The sequence below is a fragment of the Streptomyces alboniger genome, from assembly GCF_008704395.1.
In the GTDB taxonomy this organism is placed as follows: Bacteria; Actinomycetota; Actinomycetes; order Streptomycetales; family Streptomycetaceae; genus Streptomyces; species Streptomyces alboniger.
The window spans coordinates 500,779-514,093 of sequence record NZ_CP023695.1; the positions used below are offsets into that span (position 1 = coordinate 500,779).

Here is a 13,315-nt window from a genome sequence, read left to right on the forward strand (position 1 = left end):
AGACATCGCCACGCTGACGCTCTGCGCACAGAACGTCAGACCGCACTCCCCCGGAGACCCCACCATGTCGAAGATCCTTTTCGTTGTCACCGGCGCCGACCAGTGGACGCTGGCGGACGGCAGCAAGCACCCCACCGGTTTCTGGGCCGAGGAGGCCGTCGCCCCCTACGAGGCGTTCAAGGCCGCCGGCCACGAGATCGTCGTCGCCACCCCGGGCGGCGTGGTGCCCACCGTCGACCGCGGCTCCCTCGCCCCCGAGGCCAACGGCGGCCAGGAAGGCGCGGAGAAGGTCGCCGCCTCGCTCGCCGCGTTCACCGAGCTTCAGGGGCCGATCAGGCTGGAGGACGTGGACCTCGCCGACTACGCCGCCGTCTTCTATCCCGGCGGCCACGGCCCCATGGAGGACCTCGCCGTCAACGCCGACTCCGGCAGGCTCCTCACCCTTGCCCTGGAGATCGGCATGCCGCTGGGTGTGGTCTGCCACGCCCCGGCCGCCCTGCTCGCCGCCACGAAGGACGACGGTTCGAACGCCTTCGCCGGGTACCGCCTGACCGGTTTCACCAACGCCGAGGAGCGTCAGGCCGGTCTCGCCGAGCGGGCCAAGTGGCTGCTCCAGGACCGTCTCGTCGAGGCCGGAGCCGACTTCCAGGAGGGCGAGCCGTGGGCCCCGAAGGTGGTCGTCGACCGCAACCTCGTCACGGGCCAGAACCCCGCCTCCTCCGCCCCGCTCGCCACCGAGCTGCTGAAGAAGCTGGCCTGAGCCATGAGCACCGACCGGCTCGACGAGGTCCTCGACGCCGCCTACGACTGCCTCACGCGGTACGGCGCGCGACGCACCACGATGGACGACATCGCCTCCGCCATGGGCGTGTCCCGGTCAGCGGTCTACCAGTACGTACGCAGCAAGGACGACGCCTTCCGCCGGCTCGCCGGACGCCTTCACGAGCAGGCGCTCCGGCGGGCCCGGGAGGCGGCCGAGGCGGACGCCCCCTACGGGGAGCGGCTGCACGGCGTCCTGGCCGCCAAGCTCGACCTCGTACTCCAGCTGGCCGGGGACTCCCCGCACGCCACGGAGCTGCTCGACGGGAAGGCCCGGCTGTTCGGTGAGATCTGCGGGTCGTACACCTCGGATCTGCGCCGCCTCCTGATCGCCCTGTTCACCGAGGCGGGCACCGCGGACGGCATCGAGCCGCCCGAGGCCGCCGACATCTGCGTCGCGCTGGTCGTCGGCCTGGAGTCGATGCCCGGCGCCCGTGACCTGCTCGCCCCGGCGACCGCCGCCCTCGCCACCGGCCTGCTCGGTGAGGCCCGGTCCTCCCACCAGCACAGCACCGACCCTTCCAGCACCATCCGAGGAACATCCTGATGAACACCGCCGTCACACCCACCGACCGCTCTCAAAGCACTGAAGACGCCGAAGACACCCCCGCTCTCGTGGCCCGCCTGCGCGCCACCTTCGCCACCGGCCGCACCCGCCCCCTCGCCTGGCGCGAGGAGCAGCTGACGCGGCTGCGCGCACTGTTCACCGAGAACCGCGAGGCGATAGCAGACGCGCTCCACAGCGATCTGCGCAAGCCGCGCGCCGAGGCGTACGCCGCGGAGGTCGACCTCCCCGTACGCGAGATCGACCACACGCTGGCCCATCTGGCCCAGTGGCTCACCCCGACGTCGCTCGGCCAGGAATCCCTCGCCGGGCTGCCGCAGGGCTCCACCGCGGGTACGCAGTACGAGCCACTGGGCACCGTGCTGGTCATCGCGCCCTGGAACTATCCGGTCCAGCTCTCGCTCGTGCCGGTCGCGGGCGCGCTCGCCGCGGGCAACGCCGTCCTCCTCAAGCCGAGCGAGCTGGCCCCCGCCACCTCGGAGCTGATGGCCCGGCTCGTGCCCCAATACCTGGACCCGGAGGCGGTCGCCGTCGTCGAGGGCGGGGTCCCGGAGACCACCGAGCTGCTCGCCCAGCGCTTCGACCACATCTTCTACACCGGCAACGGCACGGTCGGCCGCATCGTGATGCGCGCCGCCGCCGAGCATCTGACGCCCGTCACGCTCGAACTGGGCGGCAAGTCACCGGTCTTCGTCGACTGGGACGCCGATGTCTCCGTGGTGGCCGCGCGCCTCGCGGACACCAAGTTCCGCAACGCCGGGCAGACGTGCGTCGCGCCCGACTACGTCCTGACCGATCCCGCCACCGCCCGCGCCCTCGAAGTCGCCCTCGCCGAGGCCGTGGAGGGCATGTTCGGCCCGGACCCGCAGTCCTCCGAGGCGTACGGGCGCATGGTGAACCAGCGGCACTTCGACCGCGTGTCCGCACTGCTCGGCTCGGGGACGACGGTGTTCGGCGGGCACACCGACCGCGAGGACGTCTACATCGCGCCGACCGTCCTGGCCGGGGTGAAGGGGGACGACCCCGTCATGCAGGAGGAGATCTTCGGTCCCGTCCTGCCCATCGTCGAGGTCGAGGATCTGGACGAGGCCATCACCTTCATCAACGACCGCGACAAGCCGCTCGCCCTCTACGGCTTCACGGAGAACGAGACCACCCGTCGGCGCCTCGCCGCGGAGACCTCCTCCGGCGGGCTCGGCTTCGGGCTGCCGATGGCCCATCTGCGCGTCCACGACCTGCCCTTCGGCGGCGTCGGCGAGAGCGGCATGGGCAGCTATCACGGCCCGCACTCCATCGCCGCGTTCAGCCACCGCCGCGCCCGCCTCGACGTGCCCCTCGGCTAGAGCGCGCCCCTCGGCCAGGGCCCGAGGGCCGGTACGCCTAGGGCGTCACGCCCTGCGGCCCCGTGCGCGCGCCGAAGGTCACGGGGCCGTAGTGGGCGGCGGGCGCACTGGTCGTATGGGCCCAGTAGCGGTCGCCGTAGGACCAGTGCCACCACTCCGTGGGGTAGTTGACCAGGCCCGCCGTTCTCAGCGCCGCGCCGAGGGTGCGGCGGTTGCGGCGGGCCGCGGCGGAGATGTGGTCGGTGTCGGTGTAGCAGGCGCCGTCGCTCTCCTCGGGGCTTGCGTTCACCGGTGTCCCGAGGTCGAGTTCGACGCCCGCGCTGGTGCACAGCGTCACGTCGACGGCGGCGCCCGCGACGTGCGGGCCCACCTCCGGCGGTGACAGGGAGCGGCTCGTCTGCCGGTGCAGGTGGTCGGCCGACCAGTCGGGGTGGGCGCGCCTCAGCTCGGCCGCGTACTCCTCGAAGTACTTGATCTGCAGGTCGAGCGGGCGGTAGCCCTCGGTGACCAGCAGCCGCAGCCCCTCCGGGAGCAGCCGGGCGGCGCGGGCCAGGCGCCATACGACGCCCTCGCGCAGCTGGGCGTAGGCCCCCACCGGGTCCGCGAGGCGTTCGTCGACGTCGATGAACGGCAGGTGGCGCAGGTCGACGAGGGCCTCGCCGCATTCGTGCACCGGGATGCCGACCACGCGGGGATCGCTCATGAGGATGATCGGCGGCACGCTCGGCCCCTTCTCGTGTCAGGAGTGACGGGCACAGGAGTGACGGGCACAGCTCCGGGGGGCGGGCTGCCGCCCGCCCCCCGGAGCCCCCCGCCTTGCAGTGGCCCGACGCGAAGGACGGCCCATACGGCCGACTGTCGCGGTCGTATGGGCCGTTCGAGGCAACAAAGGCCTTTCCCCCGTTAGATCCCCCGTTGCTGTCGACCCCTTGGTGCCGCCGACACGTAGAGCATCGCGCAGGCCGCTGCAAGTTCTCTGCAAAATCACGGCAAGTGCCCCCACCGTCGCGGTCAGGGCCGCGGCGATCGTATGCCCGGTTCATCCCGTTCCCGCGCCTCGTACGCGGTGAAGACCTCCCGTGCCTCGGCGCGCAGCGCGAGCGCCTGCGCGTGATCGCCCACGGCCTCGCGCGCCGCGGCGAGATCGCGCAGGGTCCGTGCCCGGGGCAGCGGCAGCTCCAGCGCGGCCCAGTGGGCGGCCGCCGCGGTCAAGTGCTTCTCCGCGGCGTCGGGACGGCCCGCGGCGAGTTCGCACTCGCCGAGGGTGCGCAGGGCGAGCGCTTCGCCGAAGCGGTCGTGGTGGTCGCGGCACGTCTCGAGGACCCCCCGCAGGTCTGCGGCCGCCTCGTCGCAATGGCCGAGGCGGAAGCGGCACTTGGCCCTCGCCTGCACCGCGTACGCCGACATGAGCGGGTCCCCGATGAGGCGCAGCAGGTCCACCGCTTGTCCCGCCAGCTCCTGTGCCTCCTCGTACGCGCCGAGCGCGCGGTGCACGAGGCTGAGCGAGCGCAGCGTGAGCGCCTCGCCGCGGCGGCTGCCGAGCCTGCGGTAGGCCCGCAGGGACTCGTCGAGGAGGGCGAACGCCTCTTCGTGCTCGCCCAGTTCGAGGTGGACCGTGCCGGCGAACCGGCAGGAGAGCCCGAGCCCCGGATCGTCGTGGAGCCCGCGGAAGCCCTCGACGGCCTGGGCGAGCACGTCGAGCGCGGAGCGCAGCCGGCCCGCCTCGCGCAGGGCGCTGCCGAGCCCGGCGAGGGCGGCGGCCCTGCCGCGCGCGTCACCGAGTTCGGCGCAGCGCCCGGCGGCCTGGCGGAAGTAGTCCTGCGACTCGTCGAACCGGTCCTGTTCGTAACGGAGCTGACCGAGCCCGATGAGCAGCAGGGCCTCTCCGGAGTGGTCCTCGGCGCGGCGGGCGGCGGCCAGGGCCGCGTCGTGGCTGCGCCACCAGGCCTCGAAACGGTTGCCCACCGCGTACGCGGACGAGCACAGGGCGGCGGCGGCCTCGCAGGCCAGGGTGTGCAGGTCGTAGGCGGCGGCCCGCTCGACGGCGGCGGCGAACGCGTCGGCCTCGGCCTCGAACCAGGCGGACGGGTCGGCGAGCGCCCGCCGGGTGGCCTCGGGGCCGACGGGCCGCACGAGGTGGCGCATGGCGTCCGACGCGGCGCCGACCGGGCCGCCGGAGTCCAGGAAGCCGCGGTGCAGTTCGACCGCGCCCGACGGGGTGGCGGAGGCGACGCGGCCGGTGAGCCAGAGCCCGGCGCCGAGCGCCCTGCCGACGGCGGCGGAGCGTTCGGCGGGTGTGTCCTCGGCCTCGGCGCGCTCGGCGGCGTACACCCGTACGAGGTCGTGGGGCCGGTACCGGGGCTGTCCGGCGCGGTCGACGACGGTGCAGTGCAGCAGCTGGGCGTCGATCAGCTGCTCCACGACGCGCTCCGCCTCGGTCTCCGTCACGTCGAGGAGGGCGGCGACCACCCAGGAGGCGACGTCGGGCGCGGCGAGCAGGCCGAGGCGGCGCAGCGCGGTGCGGGCCGGGGCGTCCAGGGCCCGGTAGCTCAGGCCGAGCCCGGCGCGGACCTCCAGGTCCCCGACGGAGAGTTCGTCCAGGCGGTGGTGTTCGTCGGCGAGCCTCTCGGCGAGTGTGCGGGCCGTCCAGTGTCTGCGGGTGGCGAGGCGGGCCCCGGCGATGCGCAGGGCCAGCGGCAGTCCGCCGCACAGCTCGACGATGCGGCGGACGGCGTCGGGCTCGTCGCGTACGCGTTCGGCGCCGGCGACCCGGGCGAGCAGGTCGGCGCCGGGCTGTGTGTCGAGCACGTCGAGGTCGGTGCGGTGGGTGCACGGCAGCGCGCCGAGCCGGGCGCGCGCGGTGATCAGCACGCCGCAGGTGGCGCTGCCCGGGAGCAGCGGGCGCACCTGGGACTCGCTGCCCGCGTCGTCGAGGACGAGCAGGACGCGGCGCCCCGCCACCAGACTCCGGAAGAGATCCCTCCGTTCGGCGTCGCCCTCGGGCGGGTTCGCCCCGAGGGCGCGCAGCAGGCGTCCGAGCACCTCGCCCGGGGCCACCGGGTCGGTGGCCCCGCGCAGTTCGGCGTAGAGCTGTCCGTCCGGGTAGGCGGCGGCGACGCGGTGGGCGGCGGTGACGCCGAGGACGGACTTGCCGATGCCGCCGGGCCCGGTCACGGCGACGACGGGCATGGTCTCGCGCGCACCGTCTCCCGTGAGCGCGGCTTGCACCGCACTGAGCTGCTCCTCGCGTCCGGTGAAGTCGCCGATGGCGGGCGGCAGAAGGGCCGGGGCGGGCGCGGGGGTCTCGTCGCGGGAGCGGGCGGCGGACACGCGTTCGCCGTCGGTGGGGCCCGGTGGGCTCGCCGCCGCGGGCAGCAGGTCCTCGTCCGCCCGCAGGATGGCCTCGTGCATCGCCCTCAGCCCCGGCCCGGGGTCGATGCCCAGCTCCTCGGCGAGTACGTCGCGGCCCTCCGCGTACACCGCGAGCGCGTCGGCCTGGCGGCCCAGCCGGTAGAGGGCGAGCATCAGTTGGCCGCGCAGCCGCTCGCGCGTGGGGTGGGTGGCGACGAGGGCGGTGAGTTCGCCGACCAGCTCCGTCTCGCGGCCCGCCTGGGCGAGGTCCGCAGAGATGCGCTCCTCCAGTGCCGCCTGCCGGGCCTCCTCCAGCTGGTCGGCCATGGCCCGCAGCGTCTCGCCTATGCCGCCGAGGGCGGGGCCGCGCCAGAGCGCGAGGGCCTCGCTCAGGAGCCGGGCGGCGCCGGCGTGATCACCCGCGGCCGCCGCCTGCCGTCCCTGTGCCGTGAGCCGCTCGAACGCGACGCGGTCGACGACTTCCGCGTCCGCGTGGATCAGATATCCGGGCGGTTGTGTCTCGATGACGTCGGCGGACAGCGCGCGGCGCAGCGCCGAGACGTACGACTGGATCAGGGACCGGGCCGTGTCCGGCGGCCGGTCGCCCCAGATCGCGTCGATCAGGGCGTCGGCGGAGACCACCCGGCCGGGCTCCAGGAGCAGCGCGGCGAGCAGCGCCCGCGGTTTGGGGCCGCCGAGCGCCAGGCGGCGCCCCTCGCGCCATGCCTCGACCGGTCCCAGCAAGCGGTAGTGCATGTCCGTGTCCACGCCCATCTCCATGGGTCCTTGCCCCGCACCGCCCCCGCTCCCTGATCCCCGCTCCTCGAACCCCTCGCCGTACCCCTGCCCCCGATCGACTGGTCATGGTACGTCCGCTCGGCGCCAACTCCCCTTCGAGCACAGGGAATCAGCCACCGATCACGCATAGTGGTCACTTACACGAAAGGCAGGCACCGATGCGCAGCTTGTACGTCATCGCCCACCCCGAGGCGACCCACCACGTCGAGCGTGTGGTGGGCGGCTGGCACGACTCGCACCTCACCGCGTCGGGCCGGACCGCGGCGGCCTCCATCGCCCGGGCGCTGCGGGAGCGGATCCCCGAGGGCGCGGACGTGGAGCTGATCTCATCGGATCTGCGGCGCGCGCGGCAGACGGCACAGGCGGCGGGGGAACTCCTCGGCGTGGAGCCGGTCCTGGACCGGCGGCTGCGGGAGAAGTCCTACGGGGAGGCCGAGGGGCGGCCGCAGGAGTGGCTCGACCGGCGGTTCGTCCCACCGCCGGCCGAGGGTGACCGGATGAACCACCATGAGGGCGTCACGGGTTCCGAGACCAGGGGCGAGTGCGCGCGACGTGTCTACGCGGTGATGGACGAGCTGCTGGGCCGCCCCGCCGCCCACCAGGTCGTGGTGACGCACGGGTTCGCCCTGACGTTCGTCGTGGCGGCCTGGATCAAGATGCCGTTCGAGTCGCTCCACTCGGTCAGCTTCCGGGCGCCCTCCGGCAGCATCACGGTGCTGCGCGAGGACGACTTCTTCCACAACCGACAGGTCGTCAGCCTCGGCGACGTCCGTCACCTCGGCTGACGGCCTGGAGTGAGGGGCGTTACGCGCCGCTCGCGTCGAGCATGTCCTCACGCTCCACGATCTTCACGCGCTCGCGGCCCTGCGGCTCGCCGAGCGCCTTCTCCGCGGCGTCGAGGCGGTACCAGCCCTCCCACGTGGTGAAGCGGACGTTCCGCTCGCCGAGGAAGGACTCGACGGCCTCCGGGGCGGGGGCCCCGGGGGTGTGCAGGCGGCCGTTCTCGTGGTCGTCGAGGAGGCTGGCGACCGTCTCGTTGGCGTCGCCCTTGGTGTGTCCGATGAGGCCCACGGGGCCGCGGCGGATCCAGCCGGTGACGTAGGTCGACTGAAGGTGCTCGCCGGTCTCCTCGATCACGCGGCCCGCCTGGTCGGGGACCGTGCCCGACGCGACGTCCCAGGGCAGCTTGGGCAGTTCGTCGGAGAGGTAGCCGACGGCGCGGTAGACGGCGCCGAGGTCCCAGTCCTTGAACTCGCCGGTGCCCTTGACGTTGCCGGTGCCGTCCAGGGCGGTGCGCTCGGTGCGCAGGCCGACGACCTTGCCGTCCTCGCCGAGGATCTCGACGGGCGACTCGAAGAAGTGCAGGAAGAGCTTGTGCGGGCGGTCGCCGACGTCGCGGATCGCCCAGTTCTCCAGAGTCTTGGCGACCATGTCGGCCTGCTTGTTGCCGCGCCGCGTGGCGATGGAGCCCTCGTCGTAGTCGATGTCCTCGGGGTCGACGATGACCTCGATGTTCGGGGAGTGGTCCAGCTCGCGCAGCTCCATCGGGCTGAACTTCGCCTGCGCGGGCCCGCGGCGGCCGAAGACGTGGACCTCCAGCGCCTTGTTGGCCTTCAGGCCCTCGTACACGTTGGCCGGGATCTCGGTCGGCAGCAGCTCGTCGGCGGTCTTGGCGAGGACGCGTGCCACGTCGAGCGCGACGTTCCCGACGCCGAGGACGGCGACCTTCTCGGCGTCCAGGGGCCAGGCCCGCGGCACGTCGGGGTGACCGTCGTACCAGGAGACGAAGTCGGCGGCGCCGTAGGAGCCGTCGAGGTCGATCCCCGGTATGTCCAGGGCCCGGTCGGCCGTCGCACCGGTGGAGAAGATCACCGCGTCGTAGAAGGTGCGCAGGTCGTCCAGGCTGATGTCGCCCGGGTAGTCGACGTTGCCGAAGAGGCGGACCTGGGGCTTGTCGAGCACCTGGTGCAGGGCCGTGATGATGCCCTTGATGCGCGGGTGGTCGGGCGCGACGCCGTAGCGGATCAGCCCGAACGGCGCCGGCATCCGCTCGAAGAGGTCGATCGACACACCGGGTTCGACGGCCACCGCGGACTTCAGCAGCGCGTCGGCAGCGTAGATCCCGGCAGGTCCGGCACCGACAATGGCTACCCGCAGAGGGCGAGGCATGTTCAGGTTCCCTTCGAGCGGTGATGGGGTACTTCCCGGGAAGCCTAAACTAAGGCAAACCTAAGTAAGTAGCCGGGTCGACTTTATGACCTCATAAGCCAGCCTTATGACCCCCCCACCGGGTCGGCTTATGCGTCCGGCCTCGCCGACCGCACCGCGAACTCGCCGAAATTATCTGGCAGATCGAACGGTGGAGCGATACGGTCGCCGCGATGACGACTCATTCTGATCACAGATTGGGGGACCCGTCCGCGCAAGGTGAGTGCTGATGCTCACCCACACCGCGCTCGGGGATTCCCGCCTCTCCTTCTGGCCGCGCGTGCGAGAGTTCGCCGTGCCGCTGCCCATGATCGAGTCTGCGACCGCCCGCCGTCTCGTCGGCGACTGGGCGGGGGCGTGCGCCGCCGCGGGCATCGACGTCGATTTCCCTCCGCGTTCCGTGGCGCGCACCCACGGCTCGGAACTCGCCGCCCGGCTCCGGGCCGACCTGCGCCATCTCGCCCCCGACCTCCTGCGCTGGCACATGCCGCGGATCGCCCCCGACGGGCTGCTCCGCCCCGGCCTGACCATCTCCCTGGCCCGCTATGCCGACGCGGGCCGCGATGGCCCCGGCCCGCTGCACCTGGTGGCCAGGACGGCACCGGCGTGGGCGGACTCCGGCCAGCGGATCAGCCTCGCCCTGTGGGACGGCTCTCCTGCCGACGCCGCCGCCTCGCGCCATCCGCACCCGCACCCCAGTCGGCGGTTCCGCCTCGATCTGCACCGCCACCTGTGGGACGTACGCAGGACCGACGAGTTGCGGACGCGGGGCGGGAACGGCACCCCGTGGGGGGTGGACCGGTGGGCGGCCGAGGCGGACCTCCTGCTGCGCGCCGACGGACGGCCGCCCGGACCCGTCGTCGTGCGGGTCGGCGCCCGACAGCGGCTCGTCCTGGAGCGGTACGGGGATGGCGTCGGCCCTCCCCATGTCACGCCCGCGCCCTTTGACGGCAGCGTTTCCGCGCTGCCGGTCCTGCCCGACGCGGCGACCTGGGTGCCGCCCGACGTGGAGCTTGTCCGCAGCGGCGCGATCGAGGTCGAACGGCTGCACCCCCTGGTCGCGTCGGCGCTGGCCCCGGGCTGCTCCGCGACCGGGCCGCCCCCGGCCGTGGACGGGGCGGGACGGCCGCGCCCGGTGCAGTGCCGTGGAGCCGAACACCGCATCGGCCTGGTGGAGGGGACGCTGACCGCCTTGGACCACGACCCGGCCGAGATCCGGCGCGAAGAGCTGCTGGCCGCGCTGGGCGGCACACCGCTCCCCTGCCTCCAGGCCATCGACACGGCACACCGCGATCCGGCCTGCCTCACCGATGTCCGCGAACGCCTGCGCCACGGTGACACCGCCGGTGCGCTGGCCGTCGTCGAGAACCTGCTCGGCCCCGCCGCGGTGCTGCGCGACGGCGCTCTGCGCGACGAGTTGGAGCGGGCCGCGCAGGGGCGGATCACCTACGGGCTGTACAGGGCCGGCCTGTCGGGTCCCGCACCCGAACGCGTCCCGCCGGCACGGGGCCACACCCCCGGCCGTCGGACGCGCCCGCGCCGCTCGGGCCCACGTCACTCAACCCTGCGCTGACCTCGGGCCGGAGGCCTTCAGGCCCTCCGCCATACCGCCCATGCCCCCCATGACACCGCACACCCCACACCGCACGCCACGTCGACCCCAAAGGTGATCACCTATGCCCACGTACACCCCGCCCCTCTCCCCCACCACCACTCCCTCCGGCTCCGGTGGCCCCGCCCAACTCGACGTCGCCGACGACCTGCTGACCCTGCTGCGGGACACCACCACCGAACCGCGCCCCGACACCCAACTGGAAGCCCTGACCCTGGCCGTCGCCGCTGACCTGCCCGTACTGCTGTGGGGCGAGCCGGGCATCGGCAAGACCGCCGCCCTGACGCAGCTCGCCGCGACCCTCGACCTGCCGCTGACCACGGTGATCGCCAGCGTCCACGAGCCGTCCGACTTCTCCGGGCTGCCCGTCGTCGGCGACGACCCCGCGGAGCACGGCGTCCCGATGGCCCCGCCGGACTGGGCCGTGCGCCTGGTGCGGGCCGGCCGCGGGCTGCTGTTCCTGGACGAGCTGTCCACCGCGCCCCCGGCCGTGCAGGCCGCCCTGCTCCGCCTCGTCCTCGAACGGCGGATCGGCGCCCTGCGCCTGCCGCCCGGCGTACGGATCGTGGCCGCCGCCAACCCCCGGTCGTCGGCGGCCGACGGCTGGGAGCTGAGCCCGCCCCTCGCCAACCGGTTCGTCCACCTCCAGTGGGTCCACGACCACGATGTCGTCGTACGCGGACTCGGCGGCACCTGGCCCCGGGCGGCCCTGCCCCGACTCGCCCCGGAGAAGCTGCCGGAGGCCGTGGCCTTCGCCCGGCGCGCGGTCTGCGGACTCCTCTCCGCCCGGCCCCGCCTCGTCCACCAGCTCCCCGGCAGCGAGACGCGCCGGGGCGGCGCCTGGCCCTCCCCCCGCAGCTGGGAGACAGCGCTGCGACTGATCGCCTTCGCGACCGCCGCCGACTCGTCCCGCGAGGTGCTCTCCCTGCTCGTCAGGGGCGCCGTGGGGGACGGCCCGGGGTTCGAACTCCTGGCGAGCCTGGACCGGATGGACCTCCCGGACCCCGAGACGCTCCTCGCCGACCCGGCGAACGCCGCCCTGCCCGAACGGGGGGACCTGCGCCAGGCCGTGCTCGACGGCGTGGTGGACGCGGTGCACCGCAAGCCGGACAAGTCCCGCTGGGAGGCGGCATGGGCCCTGCTGGTGCGGGCGGCGGAGACCGGGGCCCCGGACCTGGTCGTCGTCCCCGCGACGACGCTCGCCTCGCTGCGCCGCGCGGACTGGGACGTCCCGGAGGCGATCGAACGCCTCACCGGAACGGTCTCCCTGTCCCGGCGGGCCGACCGCGCCGCCGCCCGGGCCGCGGCGGCCACCCAGGCACGCCGATGACCACAGACGCGCCACAAGCGCCGGAACGCGACAAGCTCGACCTCGACAAGCTGTACGCCGCCCGGTTGCATGCCGCCCGCGCCCGGCCCTACCTGGCGACGGCCCTGTTCGCCCTGCATACCGTCGCGTCACGGCAGGTACCGACGATGGCCGTGGACCGGCACTGGCGGTGCTACGTCTCACCGGCGTTCGTGGACCGGACGCCGGTGGAAGAGCTGGCCGGGGTGTGGGTGCACGAGGTGTCCCATCTGCTGCGCGACCACCACGGGCGCGCTGACCGGGTCGCCCGGGAACGCGGGCCGAGCGGCCCGGGAGAACGGCTGCGGATGAACATCGCCGCCGATCTTGAGATCAACGACGACGTGTTCGGCGACGGTCTCGTCCGGCCCGAAGGGGTCGTCGTACCCCAGTCGTTGGGGCTGCCGGCGGGCGCGCTCATGGAGGAGTATCTGAGCTGGTTCCGGCTCGGCCCGCGCACGCAGCACCTGGCCTGGCTGGACTGCGGCAGCGGCGCCGACGGGCTGGCGCGGGAGTGGGAGCTGGGCTCGAAAGGCGCGCACGGGCTCAGCGAGCAGGAGCGCGACGCGGTCCGGTTCCGGGTGGCGCGGGGCATCACCGGCCGGCCCGGCAGCGCCCCCGAGGGCTGGCGGCGCTGGGCCGAAAAGGTGTTCCATCCGCCGCAGCCGTGGCGGGAGTTGCTGGGCGCGGCCCTGCGCTCGGCGGCCTCCGGTCCCGGTGCGGGTGAGGACTACACGTATGGCAGGCCGGCGCGGCGCTCGGCCGGGGTGCCCGGCGTCGTACTGCCGAGTCTGCGGCGCAGGCCTCCCCGGGTGTCCGTGGTCATCGACACCTCCGGATCGGTCAGTGACACCGAACTGGGCAGCGCGCTCCTCGAAGTCGCCGCGATCTCCCGGGCCGTGGGCGGCCGCCGGGACCTGGTCTCCGTGCTGCCGTGCGACGCGGCAGCCCGGCTGGTGCACCCGCTGTGCCGCGGCGAGGGGATCCCGCTGATGGGCGGCGGGGGCACGGATCTGCGTACGGGCTTCGCCAGGGCGCTGCGGTCCAACCCGCGCCCGGACGTGATCGTGGTCCTGACCGACGGCCAGACACCGTGGCCGACCGTACGGCCTCCGTGCCGGACCGTCGTGGGCCTCTTTCCCCGGCAGGGGTCCGACGGGTCGTGGGACGAGAACGACCCCGATTACGTGCCGGACCTGCCGCCCGACTGGGCACGCGTGGTCGAGATCGGATGACGTGCGGGCCGGCCCGCGTGGGCCGGCCCGCACGAC

The 13,315-nt window shown here is 73.8% G+C and carries 10 protein-coding genes; 7 read left to right on the top strand and 3 right to left on the bottom strand.

Annotated features, from left to right (window positions below; genetic code table 11):
* Positions 1-64: 64 nt before the first annotated feature.
* Genes CP975_RS02195 through CP975_RS02205 form a run of 3 tightly spaced genes read left to right on the top strand, consistent with a single transcriptional unit; the run spans position 65 to position 2,727 of the window.
* Positions 65-760, top strand: coding sequence for a type 1 glutamine amidotransferase domain-containing protein (locus CP975_RS02195; RefSeq protein ID WP_055534502.1), 696 nt, complete (start codon positions 65-67; stop codon positions 758-760).
* A gap of 3 nt (positions 761-763) precedes the next feature.
* Entirely contained in the window at positions 764-1,366 is a 603-nt protein-coding gene (locus tag CP975_RS02200) for a TetR/AcrR family transcriptional regulator (protein WP_055534503.1), read from the top strand.
* Positions 1,366-2,727, top strand: a complete 1,362-nt coding sequence (locus CP975_RS02205; RefSeq protein ID WP_055534505.1) for an aldehyde dehydrogenase family protein — start codon at positions 1,366-1,368, stop codon at positions 2,725-2,727. The genes CP975_RS02200 and CP975_RS02205 overlap by 1 nt, the downstream gene beginning before the upstream one ends.
* 37 nt (positions 2,728-2,764) lie before the next feature.
* On the opposite strand, the gene CP975_RS02210 is transcribed toward CP975_RS02205, so the two are convergent.
* Together CP975_RS02210 and CP975_RS02215 are read right to left on the bottom strand one after the other, a co-directional pair.
* Positions 2,765-3,448, bottom strand: a complete 684-nt coding sequence (locus CP975_RS02210; protein WP_150476509.1) for a M15 family metallopeptidase — start codon at positions 3,446-3,448, stop codon at positions 2,765-2,767.
* Positions 3,449-3,738: 290 nt separating this feature from the next.
* Positions 3,739-6,846: an AfsR/SARP family transcriptional regulator gene (locus CP975_RS02215; RefSeq protein WP_246201373.1), complete on the bottom strand. Its 3,108-nt coding sequence runs from the start codon at positions 6,844-6,846 to the stop codon at positions 3,739-3,741.
* Between the two features lie 188 nt (positions 6,847-7,034).
* On the opposite strand from CP975_RS02215, the gene CP975_RS02220 reads away from it, so the two are divergent.
* A complete protein-coding gene (locus CP975_RS02220; protein WP_055534508.1) occupies positions 7,035-7,661 on the top strand; it encodes a histidine phosphatase family protein in 627 nt (208 codons plus the stop codon).
* 19 nt (positions 7,662-7,680) lie between these two features.
* Here the strand turns inward: CP975_RS02220 and CP975_RS02225 are convergent, their stop codons facing one another.
* Complete coding sequence (locus CP975_RS02225) at positions 7,681-9,045, bottom strand: FAD-dependent oxidoreductase (RefSeq protein WP_055534510.1); 1,365 nt, start codon at positions 9,043-9,045, stop codon at positions 7,681-7,683.
* A gap of 268 nt (positions 9,046-9,313) precedes the next feature.
* On the opposite strand from CP975_RS02225, the gene CP975_RS02230 reads away from it, so the two are divergent.
* From CP975_RS02230 to CP975_RS02240, 3 genes are all read left to right on the top strand, one after another.
* On the top strand, positions 9,314-10,657 hold the full coding sequence (locus tag CP975_RS02230; RefSeq protein WP_150476510.1) for a hypothetical protein: 1,344 nt from the start codon (positions 9,314-9,316) through the stop codon (positions 10,655-10,657).
* 103 nt (positions 10,658-10,760) lie between these two features.
* The gene (locus tag CP975_RS02235) at positions 10,761-12,026 is read left to right on the top strand and encodes an AAA family ATPase (protein ID WP_150476511.1); all 1,266 of its coding nucleotides are present in this window, start codon (positions 10,761-10,763) and stop codon (positions 12,024-12,026) included.
* Positions 12,023-13,279, top strand: a complete 1,257-nt coding sequence (locus tag CP975_RS02240) for a vWA domain-containing protein (protein WP_150476512.1) — start codon at positions 12,023-12,025, stop codon at positions 13,277-13,279. Before CP975_RS02235 ends, CP975_RS02240 begins: the two co-directional genes overlap by 4 nt.
* Positions 13,280-13,315: the final 36 nt, after the last annotated feature.